This is a genomic window from Bradyrhizobium sp. CCBAU 051011 (assembly GCF_009930815.1).
Lineage (GTDB): Bacteria > Pseudomonadota > Alphaproteobacteria > Rhizobiales > Xanthobacteraceae > Bradyrhizobium.
The window spans coordinates 942,757-967,500 of sequence record NZ_CP022222.1; the positions used below are offsets into that span (position 1 = coordinate 942,757).

Annotated in this window: 25 protein-coding genes and 1 tRNA gene (1 of these 26 only partly in view); 18 read left to right on the plus strand and 8 right to left on the minus strand. The window is 63.1% G+C overall.

The window, feature by feature from the left end; all coding sequences use genetic code 11:
- Positions 1–14: 14 nt before the first annotated feature.
- Entirely contained in the window at positions 15–1,079 is a 1,065-nt protein-coding gene (locus ACH79_RS04545; RefSeq protein ID WP_161849955.1) for a Gfo/Idh/MocA family protein, read from the minus strand.
- Positions 1,076–1,948 (minus strand): sugar phosphate isomerase/epimerase, encoded by an 873-nt coding sequence (locus tag ACH79_RS04550; protein ID WP_246738421.1) that lies wholly within the window; start codon positions 1,946–1,948, stop codon positions 1,076–1,078. The genes ACH79_RS04545 and ACH79_RS04550 overlap by 4 nt, the downstream gene beginning before the upstream one ends.
- A 121-nt stretch (positions 1,949–2,069) precedes the next feature.
- Here ACH79_RS04550 and ACH79_RS04555 point away from each other — a divergent pair, with 121 nt between their 5' ends.
- On the plus strand, positions 2,070–2,732 hold the full coding sequence (locus ACH79_RS04555; protein WP_246738422.1) for a TetR/AcrR family transcriptional regulator: 663 nt from the start codon (positions 2,070–2,072) through the stop codon (positions 2,730–2,732).
- A gap of 70 nt (positions 2,733–2,802) precedes the next feature.
- Here the strand turns inward: ACH79_RS04555 and ACH79_RS04560 are convergent.
- A tRNA-Met gene (locus tag ACH79_RS04560) sits at positions 2,803–2,879 on the minus strand.
- Positions 2,880–3,206: 327 nt separating this feature from the next.
- Here ACH79_RS04560 and ACH79_RS04565 point away from each other — a divergent pair.
- The 4 genes from ACH79_RS04565 to ACH79_RS04580 all read left to right on the plus strand — a co-directional run bounded on the left by ACH79_RS04565 (position 3,207) and on the right by ACH79_RS04580 (position 7,467).
- Complete coding sequence (locus ACH79_RS04565; protein WP_161849957.1) at positions 3,207–4,814, plus strand: GMC family oxidoreductase; 1,608 nt, start codon at positions 3,207–3,209, stop codon at positions 4,812–4,814.
- A 217-nt stretch (positions 4,815–5,031) separates the two neighbouring features.
- Positions 5,032–5,547 (plus strand): CvpA family protein, encoded by a 516-nt coding sequence (locus ACH79_RS04570; RefSeq protein ID WP_161849958.1) that lies wholly within the window; start codon positions 5,032–5,034, stop codon positions 5,545–5,547.
- 137 nt (positions 5,548–5,684) lie between these two features.
- Positions 5,685–6,467, plus strand: a complete 783-nt coding sequence (locus ACH79_RS04575; protein ID WP_161849959.1) for an SDR family oxidoreductase — start codon at positions 5,685–5,687, stop codon at positions 6,465–6,467.
- 10 nt (positions 6,468–6,477) lie between these two features.
- Positions 6,478–7,467 carry an NADPH:quinone reductase gene (locus ACH79_RS04580; RefSeq protein WP_161849960.1) on the plus strand — a complete coding sequence of 330 codons (990 nt, stop codon included), beginning with the start codon at positions 6,478–6,480 and terminating at the stop codon, positions 7,465–7,467.
- Position 7,468: 1 nt separating this feature from the next.
- Here ACH79_RS04580 and ACH79_RS04585 read toward each other — a convergent pair whose 3' ends face one another.
- Entirely contained in the window at positions 7,469–7,882 is a 414-nt protein-coding gene (locus tag ACH79_RS04585; RefSeq protein WP_161849961.1) for a DUF3775 domain-containing protein, read from the minus strand.
- Positions 7,883–7,999: 117 nt separating this feature from the next.
- Here ACH79_RS04585 and ACH79_RS04590 point away from each other — a divergent pair, with 117 nt between their 5' ends.
- The 6 genes from ACH79_RS04590 (at position 8,000) to ACH79_RS04615 (ending at position 13,491) form a co-directional block, all read left to right on the plus strand.
- Positions 8,000–8,848, plus strand: coding sequence for an MBL fold metallo-hydrolase (locus ACH79_RS04590; RefSeq protein ID WP_161849962.1), 849 nt, complete (start codon positions 8,000–8,002; stop codon positions 8,846–8,848).
- A gap of 137 nt (positions 8,849–8,985) precedes the next feature.
- Positions 8,986–9,828: a fumarylacetoacetate hydrolase family protein gene (locus ACH79_RS04595; protein WP_161849963.1), complete on the plus strand. Its 843-nt coding sequence runs from the start codon at positions 8,986–8,988 to the stop codon at positions 9,826–9,828.
- Positions 9,829–9,975: 147 nt separating this feature from the next.
- Entirely contained in the window at positions 9,976–10,590 is a 615-nt protein-coding gene (locus ACH79_RS04600) for a glutathione S-transferase family protein (protein WP_161849964.1), read from the plus strand.
- Positions 10,591–10,853: 263 nt separating this feature from the next.
- A complete protein-coding gene (locus ACH79_RS04605; protein ID WP_246738423.1) occupies positions 10,854–11,804 on the plus strand; it encodes a serine hydrolase in 951 nt (316 codons plus the stop codon).
- A gap of 17 nt (positions 11,805–11,821) precedes the next feature.
- Positions 11,822–12,691 carry an MBL fold metallo-hydrolase gene (locus ACH79_RS04610; RefSeq protein ID WP_161849965.1) on the plus strand — a complete coding sequence of 290 codons (870 nt, stop codon included), beginning with the start codon at positions 11,822–11,824 and terminating at the stop codon, positions 12,689–12,691.
- The gene (locus ACH79_RS04615; protein ID WP_161849966.1) at positions 12,688–13,491 is read left to right on the plus strand and encodes an enoyl-CoA hydratase-related protein; all 804 of its coding nucleotides are present in this window, start codon (positions 12,688–12,690) and stop codon (positions 13,489–13,491) included. The genes ACH79_RS04610 and ACH79_RS04615 overlap by 4 nt, the downstream gene beginning before the upstream one ends.
- A 103-nt stretch (positions 13,492–13,594) precedes the next feature.
- Here the strand turns inward: ACH79_RS04615 and ACH79_RS04620 are convergent, their stop codons facing one another.
- Positions 13,595–14,137 carry a methylated-DNA--[protein]-cysteine S-methyltransferase gene (locus tag ACH79_RS04620; RefSeq protein WP_161849967.1) on the minus strand — a complete coding sequence of 181 codons (543 nt, stop codon included), beginning with the start codon at positions 14,135–14,137 and terminating at the stop codon, positions 13,595–13,597.
- A gap of 183 nt (positions 14,138–14,320) precedes the next feature.
- Between ACH79_RS04620 and ACH79_RS04625 the strand changes: the two genes are divergently transcribed.
- Entirely contained in the window at positions 14,321–15,145 is an 825-nt protein-coding gene (locus tag ACH79_RS04625) for an alpha/beta fold hydrolase (RefSeq protein ID WP_161849968.1), read from the plus strand.
- A gap of 5 nt (positions 15,146–15,150) precedes the next feature.
- Positions 15,151–15,975, plus strand: coding sequence for an alpha/beta fold hydrolase (locus ACH79_RS04630; RefSeq protein ID WP_161849969.1), 825 nt, complete (start codon positions 15,151–15,153; stop codon positions 15,973–15,975).
- A 13-nt stretch (positions 15,976–15,988) separates the two neighbouring features.
- Here ACH79_RS04630 and ACH79_RS04635 read toward each other — a convergent pair whose 3' ends face one another.
- Both ACH79_RS04635 and ACH79_RS04640 read right to left on the minus strand, forming a co-directional pair.
- Complete coding sequence (locus ACH79_RS04635; RefSeq protein WP_161849970.1) at positions 15,989–17,722, minus strand: adenylate/guanylate cyclase domain-containing protein; 1,734 nt, start codon at positions 17,720–17,722, stop codon at positions 15,989–15,991.
- 153 nt (positions 17,723–17,875) lie between these two features.
- A complete protein-coding gene (locus ACH79_RS04640) occupies positions 17,876–18,331 on the minus strand; it encodes a carboxymuconolactone decarboxylase family protein (RefSeq protein WP_161856210.1) in 456 nt (151 codons plus the stop codon).
- A 116-nt stretch (positions 18,332–18,447) separates the two neighbouring features.
- Here ACH79_RS04640 and ACH79_RS04645 point away from each other — a divergent pair, with 116 nt between their 5' ends.
- Positions 18,448–19,305 carry a sigma-70 family RNA polymerase sigma factor gene (locus tag ACH79_RS04645; RefSeq protein ID WP_161849971.1) on the plus strand — a complete coding sequence of 286 codons (858 nt, stop codon included), beginning with the start codon at positions 18,448–18,450 and terminating at the stop codon, positions 19,303–19,305.
- A gap of 7 nt (positions 19,306–19,312) precedes the next feature.
- On the opposite strand, the gene ACH79_RS04650 is transcribed toward ACH79_RS04645, so the two are convergent.
- Positions 19,313–20,125, minus strand: a complete 813-nt coding sequence (locus tag ACH79_RS04650; RefSeq protein WP_161849972.1) for a class I SAM-dependent methyltransferase — start codon at positions 20,123–20,125, stop codon at positions 19,313–19,315.
- 140 nt (positions 20,126–20,265) lie between these two features.
- Between ACH79_RS04650 and ACH79_RS04655 the strand changes: the two genes are divergently transcribed.
- The 4 genes from ACH79_RS04655 to ACH79_RS04670 form a co-directional block, all read left to right on the plus strand.
- Positions 20,266–20,940, plus strand: coding sequence for a GntR family transcriptional regulator (locus tag ACH79_RS04655; protein ID WP_161849973.1), 675 nt, complete (start codon positions 20,266–20,268; stop codon positions 20,938–20,940).
- 128 nt (positions 20,941–21,068) lie between these two features.
- Positions 21,069–21,869, plus strand: a complete 801-nt coding sequence (locus ACH79_RS04660) for a phytanoyl-CoA dioxygenase family protein (protein WP_161849974.1) — start codon at positions 21,069–21,071, stop codon at positions 21,867–21,869.
- Between the two features lie 185 nt (positions 21,870–22,054).
- Positions 22,055–23,368, plus strand: coding sequence for an NAD(P)H-dependent oxidoreductase (locus tag ACH79_RS04665; RefSeq protein WP_161849975.1), 1,314 nt, complete (start codon positions 22,055–22,057; stop codon positions 23,366–23,368).
- A gap of 430 nt (positions 23,369–23,798) precedes the next feature.
- Positions 23,799–24,744: the 5' portion of a TRAP transporter substrate-binding protein gene (locus ACH79_RS04670; protein ID WP_161849976.1), read on the plus strand. Its footprint extends 143 nt past the window's final position; the window shows 946 of its 1,089 coding nt (coding positions 1–946); it begins with the start codon at positions 23,799–23,801; its stop codon lies beyond the right edge, outside the window.

Genomic DNA, 24,744 nt, shown 5'->3' on the forward strand with positions numbered 1-24,744 from the left:
TGTTGGCATGTTCTTCATGCTGCCGCGAGCGCCGCGTAGCGGTCGCACAGGTTGATGCGCCGGCCGGCTGTGGCGGCCTCGGCAATGGCAAGCGTTGCGATCAGGGAGCGGGCGCCGTCCTCGACCGGCTGCACCGATGGCGCTCCGCCACGGATCACGTCACGGAAATGGTCGAGCTGGGCGACATAGGGATCGATCCCGCCGGCATGGATGTGCTGGGCCTGGATCGGCTGGTTCCAGTTCTGCGCACCTTCCGCTTGCGCCCATTGCACGAGATTCGGAAACTCGAGTGAACCGCGGCTGCCCATCAGGCGATAACTGCCTTGTCCGCTGAACGGGAATTCGACGGCCTCGCCGAGCCCCTGCTCCATCGTCCAGGGCGAGACCGCGCTGTCGCTGATGAAGAAGGTCCCGAGCGCGCCGTTGTCGAATTCAATCAGCGCGGCGGCGGTATCCTCGACCGCAAAGCCGCGCTGGCGGTTCGAGGCAATCGCCTCGACGGCCAGAATTTCACCGACGGTGAAGCGCAGGAAATCGATCTCGTGAATCAGATTGATCAGCACCGGACCGCCGCCGGCCTGGCTGCGCCACGGCGCGACTTCAAAATAGTTTTGCGGTTTGTGCGTGGCCCAGATCGCCGACACCCCGACGATGTCGCCGATCCGGCCCTCGCCGAGCAGCGCCTTCAGGGTCCTGACCTGCAGATGATGGCGGCGATGGTGACCGACCAACGATTTGATACCATTCTTGCGCACTCCGGCCAGCAAAGCCGCCGCGCTCTCCAGCGTATCGGTGACCGGCTTCTCGATCAGGATATGAATGCCTCGCCGGGCGCATTCGATGCCGGCCTCGGCGTGAAGCTGGTTTGGCGAGGCAATGATCACGGCTTCCGGCCGTGCCTCATCGAGCAACTGACGGTAATCCGCGAGCACGCGGGTGTTCGGATGCTCGGCTGCGACCTGATCGACATTCACGTCGGCAATGCCGACGAGGTCATAGTCGCTCCGCTCAGCGAGTTTTCGAAGATGCTTGCGCCCGATCAGCCCCGCGCCGATTACGCCGATGGTGATGTTCCTCATGTCTGGCGTCCTGTCGGTGAGTTTTCGCGGCGCCGGCCCGGTCGCATCGTGCCGCACGAGTGGCGATCAAGCAGGCGGCGGGTCGCATCGAAGGCCGCGGCGATCCGCGCCCGTGTCTCAAGCGTCGGCATGGGCATCTCGACGCTGAGGCTGGTATCGGCGGGGAGCGCCTCCAGAAGATCGCCGAGCGGCAGCGCGCCCTCTCCCGGCGGCAGCCGCCCCTCGCGCGCCTCGGCGATGATGGCGGCCTCGGTCGAAGGCGTGCCCGCACCGGCGTCGCAGATTTGCGCAGCGTGCAGCCATTCGTCTGGAATGGAGATCAGGTCGCGCGCCTCCCCACCGGAGCGGGTCAGGTGCAGGGCGTCAACAAGAATGGCGCCGTTCGATTTGCCGGCCTGGCGCACGATCGCCAGGGCCTGTGGCAGCGCGCCGATCGCGCGCCAGCGCATGAATTCGAGATCGATGCGCAGGCTGAACGCAAGTGCGAGGTCGCACAACTCGGCGAAATGCGCCGTCAGCCGCGCGAGGTCGTGATCGTCGCCGGAGACGGTGACCGAAATGGCGCCGAGATCGGCGGCCGCCTCGAACACGGCCGCGAACGCCTGCACGTCGATGTCAGGCGTGAGCTGGATGAATTCGATGTCGCTGACCCGGACACCTTCTCCGGCGAGGATCTGCTTGAGCGCGCGATGAGCTTCCGTGCCGATACGCGTCGGATAGGCCGGACCACCTGGTGTCGCCGGGACAAATCGCAGGCCGACCGACGCGAAGCCTGCGCGCGCCGCTTCCGCGACCAGTGCAGGCGGCGAAAGCTCGAGGGCCGTCAGGTGGGCAAGGCCAAGCACCGGGCGCGTCATCTTCTCGGCCACTAATTAATCCATGGGATAATTACAATTATCCTACCGGGTAATTACTGTCAAGAGCGATCGATTCAGTCCATATTGGATGGTGAGGCGCACATTCCCCGCGCGGAGAATCTGGAACTGCAAGATGGAGCCTGCGAAAAAACCCGCGAATGCGAAAGGGCCGCCGATCCGGCGGCGCGATCGGGAGCGGACCAGGCGTGAGATCCTGGAGATTGCGTTTGCGGAGTTCGCCGAGAATGGCCTAACCGGCGGCAACACCGACGCGATCGCGGCGCGCGCCAACGTCACTAAACGGCTGATCTTCTATTACTTCAACTCGAAGGAAGAGCTGTTCATCGCCGTCCTCGAGATGGCGTACGCCAAGATGCGTCTTGCCGAAGAAGGCCTGCACCTCGAGGCGTTGGAGCCGGAGGCGGCGATCCGAAGGCTTGCGGAATTCACTTTTGATTTCGATCAGGCCAACCCGGAATATATCCGCCTGGTCACGATCGAGAACATCCACCGCGGCCGGCACATCAGCGCCAGCCGGAAGCTCAAGGAAATGACGCGCCCCATCATCAACCAGATCGCCGCGGTGCTGGAAAAGGGCGTGCGCAGCGGCACGATCAGGCCGGGCATCGATCCGAACGAGCTGCACATGACGCTGAACGCGCTCTGCTTCTTCTCGGTCGCGAACCGCCACACCTTCGAGGCGCAATTCGGCTGGGACATGTCATCGCCCAAGGCGAAGGCGCAACGCCGCCGCGAAATCGCCGACCTGCTGTGGCGCCACGTGCGGAGGGACTGATCCAGCGGTCAATCCAGATCAAAAAAGAAGCCCGGCAATCCATCGCGGATTGCCGGGCGCTTTCATGTCTTGGTTGCGGGGGCAAGATTTGAACTTGCGACCTTCAGGTTATGAGCCTGACGAGCTACCGGGCTGCTCCACCCCGCGTTAAACCGTTGCAATGCCTTCGAAAAAACCGGACCCGAAACGAACCCGGCCAACGCGTGTTTGCGCCGATCGATCCCGTCCAGAGGCTTCCTGAGAAGGCAACCCGGGCAAAGCCATCGGGCGCGAGGGGTATGTATCAACGTCGCCCTGCTTTGGAAAGGGGCAAGATCCCGCTTTTGCAGATTTTATGACAGCAAAAACGAGCACTTGGAGCGCCAAAACCGCCTCCTGGAACCGCTCTTGCCATAAACGCCGCAAAAGCGGAGTTTTGCGCCCCAAGGCGCGGCCCGTGAGGTCGCCAGAACAAAAAATCCGGGGGGAACGAGCGTGGCGGAAGCTTACGATTTCGTGGTGGTGGGCGGCGGCTCCGGCGGCTGCACGGTGGCGGGGCGGCTTTCGGAAGATCCGAAGACATCGGTGGCGCTGCTCGATGCCGGCGGCAAGAATGACAATTGGGTGGTCACGACACCGTTTGCACTCGTGCTGATGGTCGCCGGCAACGTCAACAACTGGGCCTTCAGCACCGTGCCGCAGAAAGGCCTCAACGGTCGCATCGGCTATCAGCCGCGCGGCAAGGGGCTCGGCGGCTCTTCCGCCATCAATGCGATGGTCTATATCCGCGGCCACCGCAGCGATTACGATCAATGGGCCTCGCTCGGCAACACCGGCTGGTCGTTTAACGACGTGCTGCCCTACTTCAAACGCGCCGAGGACAATGCCGATTTCGAGGACGAGTATCACGGCAAGGGCGGACCGCTTACCGTCAACAAGTCGCGCACCGGCAATCCGGTGCAGCAGATTTTTTTGCAGGCAGCACAGGAAGCGCAGTTTCGCCTGCGCGAGGATTTCAATGCCGATGAGCATGAAGGCCTCGGCATCTATCAACTGACGCAGCGGAACGGCGAGCGCTGCAGCGCCGCGCGCGCCTACATCCACCCGCATATGGCAAGCCGCGCCAATCTGCGCGTCGAGACCCACGCCCACGCCACCCGCATCCTGTTCGATGGCAAGCGCGCGGCCGGCGTCGAGTACCGGCAAGGCAAGGAGATCAAACAAATTCGCGCTAGGGGCGAGGTGATCCTCTCCGCCGGCGCCTTCCAGACCCCGCATCTCCTGATGCTGTCGGGCATTGGCGACAGCGCCGAACTCGGCAAGCACGGCATCGCCACCATGCATCATCTACCCGGCGTCGGACAGAATCTGCAGGATCACCCGGATTTCGTGTTCGGCTACATGTCCGACAATCCGAACTTCAACGGCATCTCGCTGAAAGCGCTGCCGCGGCTCTTGCGGGCCATCCGCCAGTATCGTCGTGAGCGCACCGGGCCGATGACGTCGAATTTTGCCGAATGCGGCGGCTTCCTGAAAACCCGGCCCGACCTCGACATTCCCGATATCCAGCTTCATTTCGGCATGGCGCTGGCCGACGATCACGGCCGCAAGCGCCATCGCGGCACCGGCTTTACCTGCCATGTCTGCCTGCTGCGGCCGAAAAGCCGCGGCAGCGTTTCGCTTGGCAGCGCCGATCCGTTTGCGCCGCCGCGCATCGATCCGAATTTCTTTGGCGACCCGGACGATCTGGAAACCATGGTCGCGGGCTTCAAGACCACACGGCGGCTGATGGAGACGCCGGCGCTGCGCGCGTTGCAGAAGAAGGAAATGTTCACGCAAGGCGCGCATAGCGACGACGACATCCGCAACCTCCTGCGCCAGCGCGTCGACACCGTTTATCACCCGGTCGGCTCCGCCAAGATGGGCGTCAACGATCCCATGGCCGTGGTCGATCCGAAGCTGAAGGTGTACGGCATCGAGGGATTGCGCGTGGTCGACGCCTCGATCATGCCGACGCTGATCGGCGGCAATACCAACGCGCCGACCATCATGATCGGCGAGAAGGCCGCCGACATGATCAAAGCGGAGATGCGGACGGGTTGATCGGAAAAGCATGCTCCGCCGTCATTGCGAGGCGCGAAGCGACGAAGCAATCCATCCATCCGTTATGCCGCGCGATGGATTGCTTCGCTTGCGCTCGCAATGACGGGGAGAGAGCCGATCTCCAACCGCCCCGATTCATCGATACGAACGATTTTAGCGATCGCCAATCCGATTCATTGACGAAGCATCGGTATCGAAACCGGGTGGAACTTTTCTCATGAACAGTTTCGACGCCGTCGTCTATCTCGGCCTGGCCATTGCCGTGGTCACCGGCTTCAATACCGGGCTATTGCGCAGCGCGATTACTATTCTGGCCTATCTCGCCGCGATGCCGATCGCGATGGGGCTGGTGCCACTATTGTCCCCGCAGATCGGTGACAAGCTCGCCCCGCCGTTTGCGCAGAATTCGCTGCTGTTCTTCGGAGCCTTTCTGGTCACCGGCATGGTGCTCGGGAAGTTGGCGCGCATAGCCCTCGACGACGCCATCGGCTCCCGGGCCGGCATGGCAGACCGCCTTGGCGGCGCCGCCCTTGGCGCGGTGCGCGTCGGCCTGATCGCGACTACCCTCGTATTGATCTTCGACCGGCTTCTGCCAACAAACCAGCAGCCAACATTCATGACCGGTTCGCGGTTGCGGCCGCTGCTATCGGCCGCCGGGCAATTGGGCATCAAGTCCCTTCCGCCGGATGTCGTGGCTGCGATCGACCGCCTGAGGAAAGACCGGCACATATAATCGGCGTGGTCTTCTAATCGGCGTGGTCTTCCTGATATGCGTTTCGGCGGTAGCCGCTCTCTTATCAGGGACGCTCGACTTGGCTACAGTAGCCGCATCACCCTTCAAACATCACCTGAAATAGTGGGAGCGAAACAGTGGATCTTGGGATCAAAGGCCGTCGCGCCATCGTCTGCGCATCGAGCAAGGGCCTGGGCCGCGCCTGCGCCATCGCGCTGGCCAATGAAGGCGTGCATGTTACGCTGACTGCGCGCGGCGCGGAGGCACTGAAAAAGACCGCCGATGAAATCCGCAAAGCCAATCCCGGCATCACCGTGACCGAGATCGTTGGCGACATCACCACGCCCGCCGGCCGCGAGGCCGTGCTGAAAGCCTGTCCGGAGCCGGATATCCTCGTCAACAATGCCGGCGGCCCGCCGCCCGGCGATTTCCGCAACTGGACCCGCGACGACTGGATCAAGGCGATCGACGCCAACATGCTGACGCCGATCGAGCTGATCAAGGCGACGGTGGACGGCATGATGACGCGCAAATTCGGCCGCATCGTCAACATCACCTCGGCCGCGGTGAAGGCGCCGATCGACATATTGGGACTTTCCAACGGCGCGCGCGCCGGCCTCACCGGCTTCATTGCGGGATTGTCGCGCAAGACCGTCATCAACAACGTCACCATCAACGGCCTGTTGCCGGGCCCGTTCGTCACCGACCGGCTGACCGGAACGGCCAAGCCGGAAGCGGAGAAGCGCGGCATCACGGTGGACCAGGTGCTCGCCGAGCGCGCCAAGCTCAATCCATCGGGACGTTTTGGCGACCCCGAGGAATTTGGCCAGGCCTGCGCCTTCCTGTGCGGCGCCAAAGCCGGCTTCATCACCGGCCAGAACATCCTGCTCGACGGCGGCGCATTCCCGGGCACGCTCTAAGGAACGCGGGATGAAGGCAGTCTGGTACGAGCGAACCGGGCCGGCGCAGGAAGTGCTGGCCTATGGCGAGATGCCGACGCCGGTGGCCGGCCCGGGCGAAGTCCGGGTGCGGCTGGAGGCGTCCGGCATCAATCCGGCCGATGTCGGCCGCCGCGGCGGTGGCTATCGGCCGATGGAATATCCGCGCGTCATTCCCAACAGCGACGGCGCCGGGATCATCGACCAGGTCGGCGACGGCGTCACCCGCCTCAAGATCGGTCAACGCGTCTGGCTGTTCAACGGCCAGCGCAACGGCCGTGCGTTCGGCACGGCGGCCGAATATATTGCGCTCGCCGAGCATCTGGTAACGCCGCTGCCGGATAATCTGTCGTTCGCGGAAGGCGCCACGCTGGGCATTCCCGGCATGACGGCGTGGACGTGTCTCTATTGCGACGGCCCGATCGTGGGACAGACGGTGCTGGTCACCGGCGGCGCGGGCGCCGTCGGGCATTACGCGGTCCAACTCGCCAAATGGGGCGGCGCCAAGGTGATCGCGACCGTCAGTTCGTCGGCCAAGGCCGAGCAGGCACGGCTTGCGGGCGCCGACCTCGTCATCAATTACAAGACCGAAGATGTCGTCGCCAAGGCGATGGCCTTTACCGGGCAGCGCGGCGTCGACCGCGTCGTCGATGTCGATTTCGGCGGCAACATCGAGACCACGCTGAAGCTGATGGGCACCAATTCGACGATCGCGGTCTATGCCACCAACGGCAACCGTACACCTGTGGTGCCGATGCGCGAGCTGATGGAGAAATGCATCGCGCTACGCGCCCTCGTCCTGTTTGCGCTGCCGCCGCCGCTATTGGCGGCTGCGCAAGCAGACATCACGAAATGGCTGGCGGCAGGCCCGCGCATCCATAACGTCGCCGCGCAGTTCGCGCTCTCCGACACCGCGCAGGCGCATCTGGCGGTGGAGAAAGGCGACAAGCTCGGCACCGTGATCGTGGACTGCGCCCGATAGTTCAGTGAATCGGCGTGGTCCGCACGTCGGTCCAGGAGAGGCCGAATTCATCGAGACCCTCGGCGAGAAGATCGCCGAGCATCGGTTCGCCCAGCAGATAGCGCGCGGTGGGACCGCTGCGCCCTTCCGCGGCCTGCCGCCGCAAGTCCTTCCATTCCTCGATGGTTCCGTCTCCACGGCCGAGCCGCATCAGCGCGACGAGGTCGATCTGCTCGTCCTCGCTTAGAGCATTAATGAAACCGGCAATCTCGCGCGCGACGGGGTCGCGGCCATCGTCCTCGAGCACATCGATCATGTCGTCATCGGTGGCGTTCGATCCCGAGTCAGGATCGGACGCCGCTTCCTTGACGTCGAACTGCCGGGCTTTCTCGATCAGAAAGCCGACTTTCTCGGGCGAAATCATCAGTTCTGGCATCGCATGCTCCTCATACGGGCGATGCGATAACGCCGAACGCCGCGAGATGATCCGTTGCGCCGGAAACAGGAAACCCGCATCCTCGCCCGAACAACCAGAAACGGGAGGAACCGCCGGATGCAGTGGAACGTGGGCAGGGTCAGGATCACGAGAATCGTCGAAACCGAAACCGTAGGCAGCACCCGGTTCATCCTGCCGCTTGCAACCAATGAGGAGATTCAGAAACTGCCCTGGCTGATCCCGCATTTCGCGACCGAGGAAGGCCGGCTCAAAATGTCGATCCACTCGTTCGCGGTGGAGACGCCGTCGCGGCGGATCATCATCGATACCGGTCTAGGCAACGACAAGCAGGGCCGCAAGGTGCCGACTTGGAACAATCGCAAGGATCCGTTCCTCGACACGCTGACGGCGGCGGGCTTCCCGCCCGAAAGCATCGACACCGTGCTGTGCACGCATCTGCATGTTGACCACGTCGGCTGGAACACGAAACTGGTCGACGGCACATGGGTGCCGACCTTCGCCAATGCCCGATACCTGTTCGGCAAGACCGAATACGATTACTGGCGCCATTACCGCGACGAGCCGGACAAGGTGGCCCTATTCAGCGACTCCGTGAAGCCGATCGCGGACGCCGGCAAAGCCGATCTCGTCGCCAGCGATGCCAGGCTGACGGATGAAATCACCCTGATCCCGACCCCCGGTCACAGCCCCGGCCATATGAGCATCCACATCCAGTCGGAGAGGAAAGAAGGCCTGCTGACGGGGGACGTCGCCCACCATCCGTGCCAGATGGCCCATCTCGGCTGGTCCTCGACCGGCGATTCCGATCCGCGGCAGTCGGCTGAAACCCGGCGTGCGCTGTTTTCACGCTTTGCCGACACTCCCACGCTGGTGATCGGCGGCCACTTTGGCGCCGGTCACATCAGGCGCGATGGAGATGCGTTCAGGTTCGTATCCTTGGGGTGATTCCTTGGGGTGATGTTGGGCGCCTTTGCCCACCCTACCCTGCGCTTTCGGCAGTTGAATTTCCTGCGCCGCTGTTCCAAGAAGCGTGCCGAGGTATGCCACCAATAAGTCTGATAAACCCCGCAGGGAGCGATAAAATGAAGCTTGTTCGTTACGGCGCCAAGGGTGCGGAAAAGCCCGGCCTGATCGATAAATCCGGCCAGTTGCGCGATCTTTCCGCCCAGATCAGGGATCTCGACGGGGAGGCCTATGCGCCGGCCTCGCTGGCCAAGCTGGCGGCGCTGGATACCTCCAAGCTTCCCGCCGTCGACGGCAAGCAGCGCTTCGGCGCGCCGGTCACGGGCATCTCCAAATTCGTCGCCATCGGCCTGAATTACAGCGACCACGCCAAGGAGACGGGATCGCCGATCCCGTCCGAGCCGATCTTCTTCATCAAGGCCAACACCTCGCTGTCGGGCCCGAACGACGCGGTCGAAAAGCCGCGCGGCTCCACCAAGCTTGACTGGGAGGTCGAGATCGCCGCCATCATCGGCACCCGCGCCAAGTATGTCTCGGAAGCCGACGCGCTCAACCACGTCGCCGGCTATTGTGTCTGCAACGACGTCTCCGAGCGCAATTTCCAGCAGGAGCGCGGCGGCCAATGGACCAAGGGCAAATCGCACGACACGTTCGGGCCGGTCGGGCCCTGGCTCGTCACCAAGGACGAAATCCCCGATGTACAGAAGCTCGGCATGTGGCTCGACGTCAACGGCCAGCGCCGCCAGACCGGCAACACCTCGACCATGATCTTCTCGATGGCGAAGTGCATTTCCTATGTCTCGCAGTTCATGACGCTGTTGCCCGGCGACATCGTCACCACAGGCACCCCGCCCGGCGTCGGCCTCGGCATGAAGCCGCCGACCTTCCTCAACGTCGGCGACGTCGTCACGCTCGGCATCGAAGGCCTCGGCGAGCAGCGTCAGGAAATCATCGCGGCCTGAGGGCTCGCGAAATATTCCCGCCACCTCGTCATGGCCGGGCTCGTCCCGGCCATCCACGTCTTGCTTGCGGTTAGACTTTCAAGAACGTGGATGCCCGGGACAAGCCCGGGCATGACGATGGAGAAAACATCCAAGGGAATAAGAAAAATGAAACTCACCTTCTCTCCCGCCTCCCCGTTCGCCCGAAAAGTCCGCATTGCCGCGATCGAGACCGGTCTGATCGACAAGATCGAGCTCACCCCGGCCACCGTCGCGCCGGGTCAGCCGAATGAGGAATATTCGAAGATCACGCCGTTGAAAAAACTGCCGGTGCTGATCCTCGACAATGGCGACGTCATTCTCGATTCCTACGTCATAACAGAATATCTCGACGAGCTCGCCGGCGGCGGCAAGCTGATCCCTGCGTCCGGCCCGGACCGCTGGAAGGTCAAGAGCGACCATTCGCTGTTGCAGGGCATGCTCGATTCCATGCTGCTGTGCCGCTACGAAAAGATGGTGCGGCCGGAAGCGCTGCGCTGGGACGCCTGGCACGACGACCACTGGAAGCGGGCCTGGGCCGGCATGGCCCGGTTCGAGAACAGGCCCGACGTGCTGTCCGGTCCATTCAACATTGCGCAGATCGGCCTTGTTTGTGTGCTCGGCTATGCTGATTTCCGCTTTGCCGATTGCGGCTGGCGCAAGGCTTATCCGAAGCTCGACGCCTTCCATCAGAAGATGCTGGAGCGGCCTTCGGTAAAGATCTCGGTACCGCCCCCGGCGTAACACTTGGAAGGAGACAGCGGCATGCGCGAGGGTGGCAAAGGTTTGCGGCGCCTCGGCCTTGCCGCCGTCGTCGTCCTTGCGGCCTCTGCCGCTGCGGCGCAGACCCATCAATTCTCGACCGATCAGCGCAATCTCGCCTGCGGAAGCCCACATCACTCAACGACGGCTGGCCGACCGCCACACCGGAGAGCGTCGGCCTCGATGGCCCGCGCCTGTGCGGCATCGCGGCGCGGCTCGCGGCCACCAATGCCAACGTTCATGCCGTGGTCGTGGTTCGCCGCGGCAAGCTGGTGTTCGAGCAGTATTTTCCGGGCCGTGACGAGCCCTGGGGAATGGGCGACGGGCAGCATGATTTCGATGCGACCTCCAAGCACGACATGCGGTCGGTTTCGAAAAGCGTGATCTCGTTGCTGATCGGTATCGCGATCGATCGCGCGTTGATCAAGAATGCCGACGAACCCGTCGTCAAGTTCTTCCCGGATTATGCTGCGGTGAAATCACCCGGCTGGGACAACATCACACTGCGCCATCTCTTGACCATGTCGTCGGGCATGCAATGGGACGAGAACCGCGCCTGGAAGGATCCGCAGAACGACGAGCCACATCTCGTCAACGAGGCGGACCCATACCGCTACGTCCTGTCGAAGCCGATCGCGGCGCCGCCGGACACGGTATGGAACTACAATGGCGGCGGAACGGATCTGCTCGGCAACATCATCGAGCGCGTGTCAGGCCAATCGCTGGAGGCGTTTGCGCGCGAAGCGCTGTTTGCCCCGCTCGGCATCTCGGACTGGGAATGGATGAAGTACCGGAATGAGCGGATTGCCTCGGCTGCGGGCCTTCGGCTTCGCCCGCGCGATGCCGCAAAGATCGGCCAGCTCGTACTCAACAAGGGCGCCTGGAATGGCAGGCAGATCGTCTCGGCGAAATGGATCGAGCAATCAGTCACGCCGCGCTTTCAGGCGATCGGCTATTTCGGCGGCCTGTTCTATTTCGGCCAGCAATGGTGGATGGGGCGCACCCTATCCGGCGACAGGGACGTGAAGTGGATCGCCGCAATGGGCCTCGGTGGCCAGCGCATCTTCGTCGTTCCTGAACTCGACCTTGTCGTCATGATCACGTCAGGCCTCTATTCCAGCGGCCGGCAAGGTCACGCAGCGCTCGACATCCTCGCCAACTTCCTCATTCCCTACATCAGGGAAAACGCGCGATAATTCAGCCAGAGACAAGCATGAGCCTCAAATTCGCAGTCGGCGATCTCACCATTCACCGTATCATCGAGCAGGAGACCACTTTTCTGCCGGCACTGGAGTTGCTGCCAAGCCTGACACCGGAAGTCCTGGCGGAGCACCGTCCGTGGATGCGAAACGTCGGCGCGCTCGACGACAAGGACGTGCTGATCCTGTGCTTCCAGTCCTATGTGGTGAAGACGCCGCACCACACCATCTTGATCGATAGCTGCATCGGCAATGACAAGCCACGGCCGCAGCGGCCGAAATGGAACATGAAGACCGATGACACCTATATGCGCAGTCTCGCCGCCGCCGGTTTTTCCGTCGACGACATCGACTATGTCATGTGCACGCATCTGCATGTCGATCATGTCGGCTGGAACACGCGGCTCGACAACGGCCGCTGGGTGCCGACCTTTCCGAAGGCGCGTTACGTGTTCGACAAGACCGAATTCGACTACTGGACCGAGACGCACGCCAAGACGCCGGTGCCGCCGTTTGCCGACAGCGTGCTGCCGGTCGTAGAATCCAGGCAGGCCGAGATCGTCCGCAGCGATTTCGCAATCGGCGATCATACCCGCATCCTGCCGACGCCGGGCCACACGCCCGGCCACACCGCCTTCACCTTCGGCCGTGCTAAGGATGACGCGGTATTCTCGGGTGACCTGATGCATTCGCCGCTGCAGATGCATTATCCGGAACTATCCATGAAATTCGACGTCGATCAGGCGCAGGCGGCGAAGACGCGGCGCAGCTTTCTGGAACGCTATTGCGACACCGAGACGCTATGCTGCACGGCGCATTTCCCTTCACCCTCTGTTGGGAAGATCCGGCGTGCAGGCAGCGGATTTTCCTGCGAGGCGATATGAATCACAACCCATCCGCTTTCGAAACGCTCTTGGTCGAACCGGTCGACGAGCATGTAGCGGTCGTCCGGCTGAATCGTCCGGATGCCTCCAACGCCCTCAATACCCAGATGGGGCGCGACTTTGTTCGGTATTTCGAGGACGTCGCGCTTGATCCAAAGAACCTCCGCTGCCTCATCCTGACTGGCGCCGGCGACAAGGCGTTCTGCGCCGGCGGCGACCTGAAGGAGCGTCGCGGCATGACGGATGAGGCGTGGACGCGCCAGCATGTCATTTTCGAGCGGATGGTGCGGGCGCTGATCGACTGCCCGGTGCCGATCATCGGCGCCGTCAACGGCGCGGCCTATGGCGGCGGCTGCGAGATCGCCGGATGCTGCGATTTTCTCTATGCCGCGGAGACGGCGCGCTTCGCGCTGACCGAGGTGACACTCGGCATCATGCCGGGCGGCGGCGGCACGCAGACCCTGCCGCGCGCCATCGGCGAGCGTCGCGCCAAGGAGCTGGTCCTCACCGGCAAGCCGTTTACCTCAGCGGAAGCGCGTGAATGGGGTTTTGTGAACGAAGTTTTGCCGCTGCCGCAGTTGTTGCCGTCGGCGCTGGCGACCGCGGCGCGGATCGCCCGCAACGCGCCGATTTCCGTCCGCCAGGCAAAGCTGTCGATCCATCGCGGCCTGCAATTGTCGCTGCGCGACGGCCTCGCGCTGGAGATCGAGGCCTATAACCGCATGGTCCCGACCGAGGATCGTCGGGAGGGCGTGCTGGCCTTCAACGAGAAGCGCACGCCCAATTTCAAGGGGCGGTGAAACCAGTAGCGTTTTCAAGCGAAGTGGATACCGGTTCGCGTGAAGAAAACGCGTCAAAACAAGAATCTGGAGCTTCGGTTCTGATTTAATCAGAACCGAAGCTTCAATCGAACAGGCTCGGCGTGTGGTTCACGGCCGCGCCTTCGATCGCCAGCATCTTCAGCTTCGTCACCACCCCGCCATTGGCGGAGAAGCCGCCGGGCTTGTTGCCGGCCGCCAGCACGCGGTGGCACGGCACCACGATCGGACAGGGGTTACGGCCCAGCGCCTGGCCAACGTCGCGCGACAGCTTCACACCGCCGAGCTTCTTGGCGATATCGCCATAGGTCATGGTCTGGCCCGGCGGAATGGTGCGTGCGATGTCGTAGACGCCGCGGTTGAATTCGGGAACGCCGTCGAGATCGAGCACGACGTCGGCAAGATCGTTCGGCTTGCCGTCGAGCAACTCGACCATGCCGTCGATCGCGGCCTGCACGTTTGCCGGCGGTGGCGCTTCGATCAGGTCGCCATGGCGCTGCTGCAGGCGGGTGCGGGTCTTCTTCTCGTCGCCCATCGGCAATTGCACCGAGGTAATGCCACGCTCGCCCCACACGATGCCGCAGCGGCCGATCGCGGTGTCGAATATCGTAAAATGGTGCCCGGTCATGGCTGGCTCCATAGTCTCCTGTTCAGTGCCACCCCACTTCGCATCTGTCCCAAATCTAGGCTTGGAGATTATTGCTATCCACCCGAATTCCGGGGGAACTTGACGGCATGAACAACTTCCGCTGATCTGGGGACGTAGCGACGCCATTCAATGGCCTTTGGCCTTCCCCAGCTCACGAGCCCCATGCAAACCATAAACGTCAACGGCTATGACATGGCCTATCTCGATCTCGGCCAAGGCACTGGCAATGGCCCGCCGCTGGTGTGCGTGCATGGCTCGCTCTGCGATTTCCGGATCTGGTCGTCAGTGCTGGGTCCGCTGACCCGCAAGCACCGCGTGATTGCGCCGTCGCTGCGACATTTCTTTCCCGAGCATTGGGATGGTGTGGGTGACACCTACTCGATCGCCCAGCATGTCGACGACGTTATCGGCTTCATCGAGAAGCTCGATGCAAAACCGGTCGACCTGATGGGCCATTCCCGCGGCGGGCATATCTGCTTTCGCGTCGCGCAGCGCCGGCCGGACCTGTTGCGCAAGCTGATTCTGGCCGAGCCCGGCGGCGAGCTCGACGCCACGCTCGATCCCGCCTACAAGCCCGGCCCCTCGCCGATCGCCGGCATGATCGCGGCTTCAGCCGAGGTGATCGCCAGGGGCGATATCGACGGCGGCTTGCAGATTTTCCTGGATGCGCTGGAAGGCCCCGGCGCCTGGAGGCGACTGCCGGCGTCGCCGAAACAATTGCTGCGTGACAACGCCACGACGGTGATCGGGCAGATGCGCGACCAGCGGCCACCCTTCTCCAAGGCGGACGCAGAAGCGATCAGGACACCGACGCTGTTCATCGGCGGCGCCAACACCAAGGGCACGCTGCCAAAGGTGCTGAAGGCCCTGGCGTCCAATGTAAAGGGATCGCGCACCGAGATGATTCCCGGCACCACGCATCCGATGTTCGAACAGGCGCCGCAGAAATATTGCGAGATCGTACTGTCCTATCTCGCGGAGGACTGATCGCGATGCAGACCTTGAGCGTCAACGGCTATGACATGGCCTATCTCGATGTCGGCAGAGGCATTGCTAACAATCCGCCGCTGGTTCTCGTGCACGGCACGCTCGGCGACTTCCGCACCTGGAACGCGGTGCTCGGGCCGTTGTCGAAACGGCACCGCGTGATCTCGCTGAGCCTTCGGCGCTTCTTTCCCGAACACTGGGACGGCGTCGGCAACGACTATCTGATGGCGCAGCACACAACCGACGTCATCGGCTTCATCGAAAAGTTCAGTGCCGGCCCGGTCGATCTGATCGGCCATTCCCGCGGCGGCCACATCGGATTCCGCGTGGCGCAGGCCCGGCCCGATCTGTTGCGCAAGGCGGTTCTTGCTGAACCCGGCGGCGATCTCGAACCCGCGCTGCAGCCGAGCACCCCGCCGCCCGGACCGGTGCCACTCGGCCCGCGCGTTCCGATCGCGGCCGAGCTGGTGCGAAACGGCGACATTGACGGCGCGCTGGCGCTGTTCGTCGACGGCATCGACGGCGAAGGCGCATGGGCGCGGTGGCCTGCGACGGCCCGGCAGCAATTACGCGACAATGTCTATACGTTGCTCGGCCAGGTCGGCGAAAACCGCAAGCCGTTTCTGAAGAGCGAAGCGGAATCGATTCAGACGCCGACGCTGCTGATTGGCGGCGGCGACACCAAGGGCGCGCTGGCTGTGAACTGGCGTGTGCTGGCCGAGCATATGCCAGGCGCGCGGACGGCCGTGATCCCGGGCACCCGCCACTGGATGTTCGAACAGGCGCCACGGGAATTCTGCGACATCGTGCTGGAATTTCTGAAGGCGTGACCTCGCCGCCGCGTTACTTCTGATCGAGGCGCCACGCGCCATCCCAATCGACGGGCGGCGGGTTTTCCTGAAAATTTTTGACACGATGGGCCATCGCCATCGACGGGCCATCGCCGGGGACTGCGTCGAGCGCCGCCTGGAAAGCCCGGCGTGCATCATCCCAGCGGCGTGCCCGATAGGCAGCCAGCCCCTCGGCGTACCGCGCCAGCAGTTCAAGTTGCTTCTCGGTCAACTCGCCCGCGCGCCCGATGATCTCGAACACCGCTTCGGGGCGGGTCTGGCCTGCGACGACCAGTCGGTCAATCTCGCGCGATTCCACCGCATCGCCGGCCGCCATGATCGTTGCCTCCGAAACCAGCGAGTGGCTACCGTAGATCTTGTTGACGTTCTCCAGGCGTGAGGCCAGGTTCACCGCGTCGCCCATTACCGTGTAGCTCATCATGAATTCCGAGCCGATGCTGCCGACCAGCACCTCGCCGGTTGCGATGCCGATGCGGACCTCGCAATCGCTCGGCACGGTGCGCACGCCGAGCAATTCGGGCAGCTCGGTTCGCAACGCCTGGCCGCGATCCGCCATCTCGACCGCGGCAAGGCAGGCCAACCGCGCCTGCTCGCTATGCTCGGTAAAGGGAGGCCCCCAATAGGCCATGATCGCGTCGCCGATATATTTGTCGATGATGCCGCGATGGCTGCGGATCGGCCCCGACATCGTCGAAAGATAGTGATTCATCACCTTGACAAGGCCCTGCGGCGTCATGCCCTCGCTGAGGCTCGTAAAACCCTTCATGTCGCAGAACAGCACCGTCATCACCCGCCGCTCGCCATTGCTCGCGGTCAGCGCTTGCGGGTCCATCAGTCCTTCCACGACGCGCGGGTCGACATAGCGGCCGAAAGTTTCGCGTAGGCGTTCCTTGTGGCGCAGCTGCTCGACCATGTTGTTGAAGGCCGTCGTCAGCTGACCGATTTCGTCGCGCGTGGTGACGTCGATCGATCCGTCGAGCCGGCCGGCTTCCACCGCACGGGTACCTTCCAGCAAACGCCGGACCGGCCGGGTAATGCCGATGCTAATGAAAAGCGAAAACATCAGTCCGAGGATGCCCGCAAGCAAGGTCAGGACAACGGAGATGACAATGGCCGTCTTCTGGTCGCGCATCGTCGTCACGGCATCGCTGCGGACCTGCGTCAGCATGTCCGTGCGGATGCCTTCGATCCTTTGGTTGAGTTCTTCGCGCAGCGTGTCGGTCCGCGCCAGGCTGGCCCTGGCCTCCGCGAGATTCCCGGCATCGAGCAGGGACAACAGCCGCTTGTATTCCTCACCGAGATAGCGGCGGAGATCGCTGGCTACGCGCTCGATTCGATCGTCGATCCGGGCCAGCCGGGCGTTATCGGATTCGGTGGAGACGTCGTCGATGATCGCGTTGATCAGGGCGCGCGCGGCTTGCGCCTCCTGTTCGATTTCCTGTCCCTTCGCTTCATAGATTTTTCGCTGATCTGCAGAGAATGCCATGTCGGGCGGCGACTGCATCCTGCCGATCACGATCCGGCGCAGCGCCAGAGCCTGCTCCAGCGAACGGATATTCATCCGCGCCAGATGCCCATACGCTTCGACATATTTGCCGCTGAACTCGTCGAGCTGATGGGCAATCTTGCGTGTCATCACCGTCGACAGCGCCGACGTGATCGCCATCAGGAAGATCAAGCCGAGGGCGATGCCGAGAATTCGCTTTCGAATGGTCGGCCGCAGCATGGCTGTTTTTTCTAAAAGGACGGGCATGATCGTGAAACGGGACGAAGCAACAAAAGCGAAAGCCCGGCCGAGCCGGCCGGGCTTGTTATTTAGCGCGCGCCAGTGAATTAAGCACGTTCCGGCGCGATAAAATTGACCGCAATTGGGTCGCAGCTAGACCTTCCAGGCGCCGACCGGCTGGCGCACGGCGACGTTAAGCCGGTTCCAGACATTGATATTGGCGATCGCCAGGATCAGCGCCGCAAGCTCGGCCTCGTCGAAATGCTTGTCGGCCTCGCTCCATACCTCGTCCGGCACCGGATCGGCGCGGTCGCTGATCCGGGTCAGCGCTTCCGTCAACGCCAGCGCCGCCCGTTCGCCTTCGGTGAAATAGGGCGTGTCGCGCCAGGCGGCTACCGCGAACAGCCGCTCGTCGGTTTCGCCGGCCTTTCTGGCGAGTTTTGGGTGCATGTCGACGCAGACGCTGCAGCCGTTGATCTGGCTGGCACGCAGATGCACCAGTTCGAGCAGCTTTTCCGACAGGCTATTCTTGGTCAATTCGCCCAGCGCGTGCAACGCTTTCATGGCATCGGGAACAACCATGACCGGGTGGTTCATTCGGGCTTGCATCATTTTACGCTCCATATGGTTGGTTCTGTTTTGACGCGGCCGCACCGATTTGCTGTCACATCGGCGCGCTTTCGCTCGTCATAGCCATGACGAAACACGACATGGGAATGTGACCGATGGACGAGAAAAAGTTTCTGGCTGAGAGATTCGAGGCCAACCGGGCCCGCCTGCGGGCGGTGGCCTACCGGATGCTGGGCTCGACCGCAGAGGTCGACGACGCCGTGCAGGAGACATGGCTGCGACTGAGCCGCTCCGACACCAGGGCGGTCGAAAACCTCGGCGGCTGGCTGACCACCGTCGTCGCCCGCGTCTGCCTCGACATGCTGCGCTCGCGCAAGTCACGGCGCGAAGAGCCGATGGGACCGCATGTGCCGGAACCTGTCGCTGATGATGCACAGGGGCGTGACGCCGAGATGGCCGATTCCGTCGGCGCAGCATTGCTGGTGGTGCTGGAGACGCTGGCTCCGGCCGAACGGCTCGCCTTCGTGCTGCACGACATGTTTGCCGTTCCCTTTGAAGAGATCGCACCGATCGTCGGCCGCACGCCTGCCGCAGCAAGGCAATTGGCCAGCCGCGCCCGCCGCCGGGTGCAGGGTACGCCGCCGCCGGACGCCGATTTCGGCCGGCAGAAAAACATCGTCGACGCCTTCCTCAAGGCCTCCCGCGACGGCGATTTCGAAGGGCTGCTCGCGGTGCTGGATCCGGATGTGGTGGTGCGCGCCGATCAAGCGGCGCAGCGGCTCGGTTCGCAGGCCGAAATCCGGGGCGCCGCCGCGGTTGCAGAGTTCTTCAAGGGCCGCGCGCAGGCCGCCAAGCCGGCGATGGTCGACGGATCTCTGGCGCTCGCCGTCATGCTCGGCGGGCAATTGCGCGTCGTGGTGCGCCTGACCATCAGCGGCGAACGGATATCGGCGATCGAGGCGATAGCAGACGCCGAACGGATCGGCGAATTCGACGTGACCCTGCTCACGTGAACAGGGACTAACTCTTCGTCGCTGAAAACACGATCGCTTGAATAGGCATCCGGCCGGGCTTGTCGCCGAACTCACGGCGATATTCCCGCGCTAGCGCCTCGACAATGCGCTCCGGATCGACTCCGCCGCGCGCCCGAATCTGATCGATCAGCGGGTTACCAAACACTGCTGAACGGGCGAACTGTGCAACGTCAGGGAGCTCACGCTCCTGCCTGATCACGGCAATGCCGATGTCGCCGAAGCCTGCGGCCATCAGGAACTCCTTGATCGGATCGATCTGGTGGCAGGAGAACGGCACGCTGTAAAACTGTGGCGGATCGGCCGGAAAGAAACGCCCCGCAACCTCATGCGCGATGCGGCCAAACGAATTGTAGCTATGCGAATCCCAGACGTTGAGCAGATAACGGCCGCCGGGAGCCAGAACCCGATGGGCTTCGGAAAAGGATTTTGCCTTGTCGGGAAAGAACATCAGGCCGAACTGGCAGACCACCGCCTCGAAGCTCTGATCGGCAAAGGGAAGCGCGACCGCGTCCGCCGGCTGGAAGGCGACTTGCTCGCCGGGCCCGAACTTGGCGCGGGCAATCTCCAGCATCGGCGGGTTGAGATCGGTCGCCGTCAACTGCGTGCCTTCGGGTAGCGCGTCACGCAATTTCCGGGTCACGATACCCGTGCCGGCGGCGGTCTCCAGCACCCGCGCCGGACCGCTATCGGCCGCCCGCCTGGCGAGATCGGCGGCGTATTCGGCGAAGATGATCGGGCCGAGGCCTTGATCGTAGTATTGCGGGATATTGCCAGTGAAGCCGGCCGCATCGCTGCTCATGGCGGACCTCCGATCGCCCCCAGGGCCTGAGCTTATTCGCTGTGCACCGGGGCCGCACCCCAATTCCAGACTTGACGATGGCAGCGCTCGGGACTAGTGTCTGAATTCGGAATTCCGTATTCCAAATCCGGACAACCGACATGATCCCCTTGGATCCGCTCCCCAACCTGATCGACCAGGTCTATGCCCGGATCCTCGAGGCGATCACCGACCGGTCGCTGCCGCCTGGGCATCGCATCCGGCAGAACGAACTAGCGGAACGGCTTGGCGTTTCGCGCCAGCCGGTGTCCCACGCGCTGCATCTGCTGCACCGGCAGGGTCTCGTCGCCGAAAGCGGCCGCCGCGGCTTTGAGGTTACCCGGCTCGACCCGGAGCGCATCCGCCAGCTCTACGAGGTGCGCGGCGCCATCGACGCGCTGGCCGCCCGGCTCGCCGCCGGCCGCGCCAGGACCGATACTGCCGGCCGCACGCAGCTCGAAGCGGCGCTGCAGGCCGGGCGGACCATCGATGGAAATACGCCGCTGGCGCGCTTGATCGCGCTCGACGTCGACTTTCATAGCGCGGTCTATCGTCTCGCGGGCAATCCCGCGATCGAGGAAATGATCGCGCCGCAATGGCCGCATATGCGCCGCTCGATGGCGACGGTGCTCGCCGAGCTCGATTACCGTGAAAGCGCCTGGAGCGAGCACGAAGCAATCGCCGCACACATTCTCGCCGGCAACGCCAAGGCGGCGGAGGCTGCGGCGCTGGCGCACGCACAGACGGCTGGACGAATGACCGAGGAGAGACTGAGGGCGACTGATAGGGCGGCGTAATCAAGCGCCGTGGTCCCGGGATGGTGCGCTAGCACAAGACCTGGAACCTCGAGATTCCGGTTCGATGCTTCGCATCGCCCGGAATGACAATGACAACAACAGAACAAGAAATCACAGGAGAGAACGCCATGAAACTGACGCCAGAGCAGATCGAATTCTTCAATCGCGAAGGCTGGCTGTTCCTGCCCGAGTTGTTCAGCCAGGAGGAAGTTGACTATCTCGCCCGCGAGGCCGTCGGCATCTACGACGCTGACCGACCCGAGGTGTGGCGCGAGAAGAGCGGCGCGCCGCGCACCGCCTTTGCCGCGCATCTCTACAACGAAGCCTTCGGCGTTCTCGGCGCGCACCCGCGCATGATCGAACCGATCGAGCAGATCTTTGGCGAAAAGCTCTACATGCACCAGTTCAAGATCAACGCCAAGGCCGCGTTCACTGGCGACGTTTGGCAGTGGCATCAGGATTACGGCACCTGGAAACGCGACGACGGGATGCCGCTGCCGCGGGCGATGAACATCGCGATCTTCCTCGACGAGGTGATGCCGATCAACGGCCCCTTGATGCTGGTGCCGAAGAGCCAGCACGCCGGCGACCTCAAGGCCTCGCATGACCTCGAGACCACTTCCTACCCGCTGTGGACGCTCGATGAGGAGACGGTCACCCGGCTCGTCAAGGAAGGCGGCATCGTGGCGCCAACCGGCAAGGCCGGCGGCATGCTGATGTTCCACGGCAACCTGGTGCACGGATCAAGCGGCAACATCACACCCTACCCGCGCAAGATCGTCTATCTGACGCTGAACGCGGTCTCAAACTACATCCGCACGCCGACGCGGCCCGAATACATCGCGCACCGCGATTTTACGCCGATCCAGCCGGTGGACGACGACGCGCTGTTGCGGCTGGCGCGTGCGCATCGCCAGGCGGCGGAGTAGACTCACGGACGCCACATCAAGTTAGTCGTCATGCCCGGGCAGAAGCGCGAAGCGCGTCTTCGCGCTAGATGTCCCGGGCATCCACGTCTTGCGATGCTGCTGCGAAAAAGGCGTGGATGGCCGGGACAAGCCCCGGCCAGGACAGAAACATCATTGCTGCAGCTTTACCTGTCGGGATCGCTCTCATGAACCTCCATCATCTCCTCAACGCCCGCGCTGCCGCCGGTAAGCCGGTTCGCGTCGCGCTGATCGGCGCCGGCAAGTTCGGCTCGATGTTCCTGTCGCAGGTGCCGCATACGCCGGGCCTCGAAGTGCCCGTCATTATCGACATCGATCGCGATCGCGCCCGCGAAGCGTGCCGCACCGTCGGCTGGGACCAGGCGCGGATCGCACGCACGGCTTTCACCGATGATGGCGAGCGCGCGATTGCGGACAGCGCAGTTGACGTCGTGGTGGAAGCAACCGGCAACCCCGCCGTCGGTATCCGTCATGCCCGCGCGGCGATCGCGGCGGGCAAGCATGTCGTCATGGTCAATGTCGAAGCCGACGTGCTGGCCGGCCCGCTTTTGGCGCAGGAAGCCCGCAAGGCAGGCGTGGTCTATTCGCTCGCCTATGGCGACCAGCCGGCGCTGACCGCAGAGATGGTGGACTGGGCGCGGGCGACGGGCTTTCGCGTCGTCGCCGCCGGCAAGGGAACGAAATACCTGCCCGCCTATCACGACGTGACGCCGGACGGCGTCTGGAGCCATTACGGGCTGACCGCGGGCGAAGCTCAATCGGCCGGAATGAATCCGCAGATGTTCAACTCGTTTCTGGACGGCACCAAATCCGCGATCGAAATGGCGGCGATTGCGAACGCTTGCGGGCTCGACGTCCCGTCGGAAGGATTGCTGTTTCCGCCCTGCGGCGTCGACGATCTGCCGCATGTGATGCGGCCGCGCGACCAAGGCGGCGTGCTGGAGAAGGCTGGCCTTGCCGAAGTCGTGTCGTCGCTGGAGCGCGACGGCCGTCCCGTATTCCGCGATCTGCGCTGGGGCGTCTACGTCGTGCTGGAAGCGCCCAACGATTACGCCGCCGATTGCTTCAAGCAGTATGGGCTGAAGACCGACGCCTCGGGCCGATATGCGGCGATGTACAAGCCGTATCATCTGATCGGGCTGGAGCTGAACATTTCCATCCTCTCGGCCGCGCTGCGCAACGAGCCAACCGGCCAGCCGCATGATTTTCGCGGCGACGTCGCAGCGGTCGCGAAACGCAATCTCCGTGCGGGCGAAATGCTCGACGGCGAAGGCGGCTACACGGTGTGGGGCAAGCTGATGCCTGCATCGAAAAGTCTCGCCGCCGGCGCGCTGCCGATAGGACTTGCCCATCGCGTCAAACTGAAGAACGACGTCGCCCACGGCGCCGTGGTGCGCTGGAGTGATGTCGAGGTCGACGAAGGCAATGACACCATCAAGACGCGCAGGGCGATGGAAGCGACATTCTCGACGAGACGATGATCGCGCGACGCGTAGTGGCAGCAGGCTACAGCTTGAAATGCTCCTGCCCCGCACATGCACGTTCAGGCAAATGACGGGCGCATCGTAAGCGTCTGCGCTGCGGAATTACCGCAATGCGGTATCGAATTAACCATTCGTACTTCGCACGCATTCTTAGTCTTTCGTGGGATGAAGGGCTCCGCCGCTCAGAATTCAGGCAGCTCTTCGCAGCTGCGGCGGAAGCAGAGCCCTTGATTATCAATCACCAATTCGTCATCCTGACCTCAGGTCCACAAAGCCGGGAAATTGATTGCATTTGAAAAACCAAGAGCCTTGGTTTCAGGGCCCACATTCCTAAACAACAGTCCAGCACCGGCCATCGGTAAAGCAGAGAAGACGACATCAGATCGTTGTCCCTTGGTCGGTCTCGGCGATAACAGAGGGGAAACAAATGAAGCGTCGTGATTTCTTGAAAGTGGGCGGCGTCGGTCTCGCCGCGACTGCAGTTGCCGCGCCTGCGATTGCGCAATCGAACCCGGAAATTAAGTGGCGCTACACGGCAAGCTGGCCGAAAGCGCTCGATACGCTCTACGGCGGCTGCGAATATTTTGCCAAGCGCGTCGCCGAAATCACCGACAACAAATTCCAGATTCAACCGTTCGCCGCCGGTGAAATCGTCCCCGGCCTGCAGGTGCTCGACGCCGTTTCGAACGGCACTGTCGAGATGGGCAACACGGCGCTTTACTACTACTGGGGCAAGAACCCGGCTTTCACCTTCGGCACGTCGCTGCCGTTCGGCCTCAACACGCGCTCGCATATTTCCTGGCTGCGCTTCGGCGGCGGCATGGACATGCTCAACGACCTCTTGAAGGAATATGGCTGCATCGGCCAGCCGACCGGCTCGACCGGCGCCCAGATGGGCGGCTGGTTCCGGAAAGAGATCAAGTCGATGGATGATTTCCGAGGCTTGAAATTCCGCGTGGGCGGTTTCGCAGGCACCATCATCGCCAAGGTCGGCGGCGTGCCGCAGCAGATCGCGGGCGGCGACATCTATCCGGCGCTGGAAAAGGGCACCATCGATGCGGCCGAGTGGGTCGGCCCCTATGACGACGAGAAGCTCGGCTTCGTGAAGGTCGCGAAGTACTACTACTATCCGGGCTGGTGGGAAGGCACCGGCCAGGGTCACAACATCATGAACCTCGAGAAGTTCAACGCCCTGCCGAAGCACTACCAGGCTGCGATCGAGACAGCGTCCTACGACACCTTCACCTGGGTCACCGGCAAATACGACTACGTCAATCCGCCGGCGCTGAAGCGCCTCCTGGCGGCGGGCGCGATACTGCGACCGTTCCCGCAGGAAGTTCTGGAAGCCTGCTACAATGCCGCCAACGGCATCT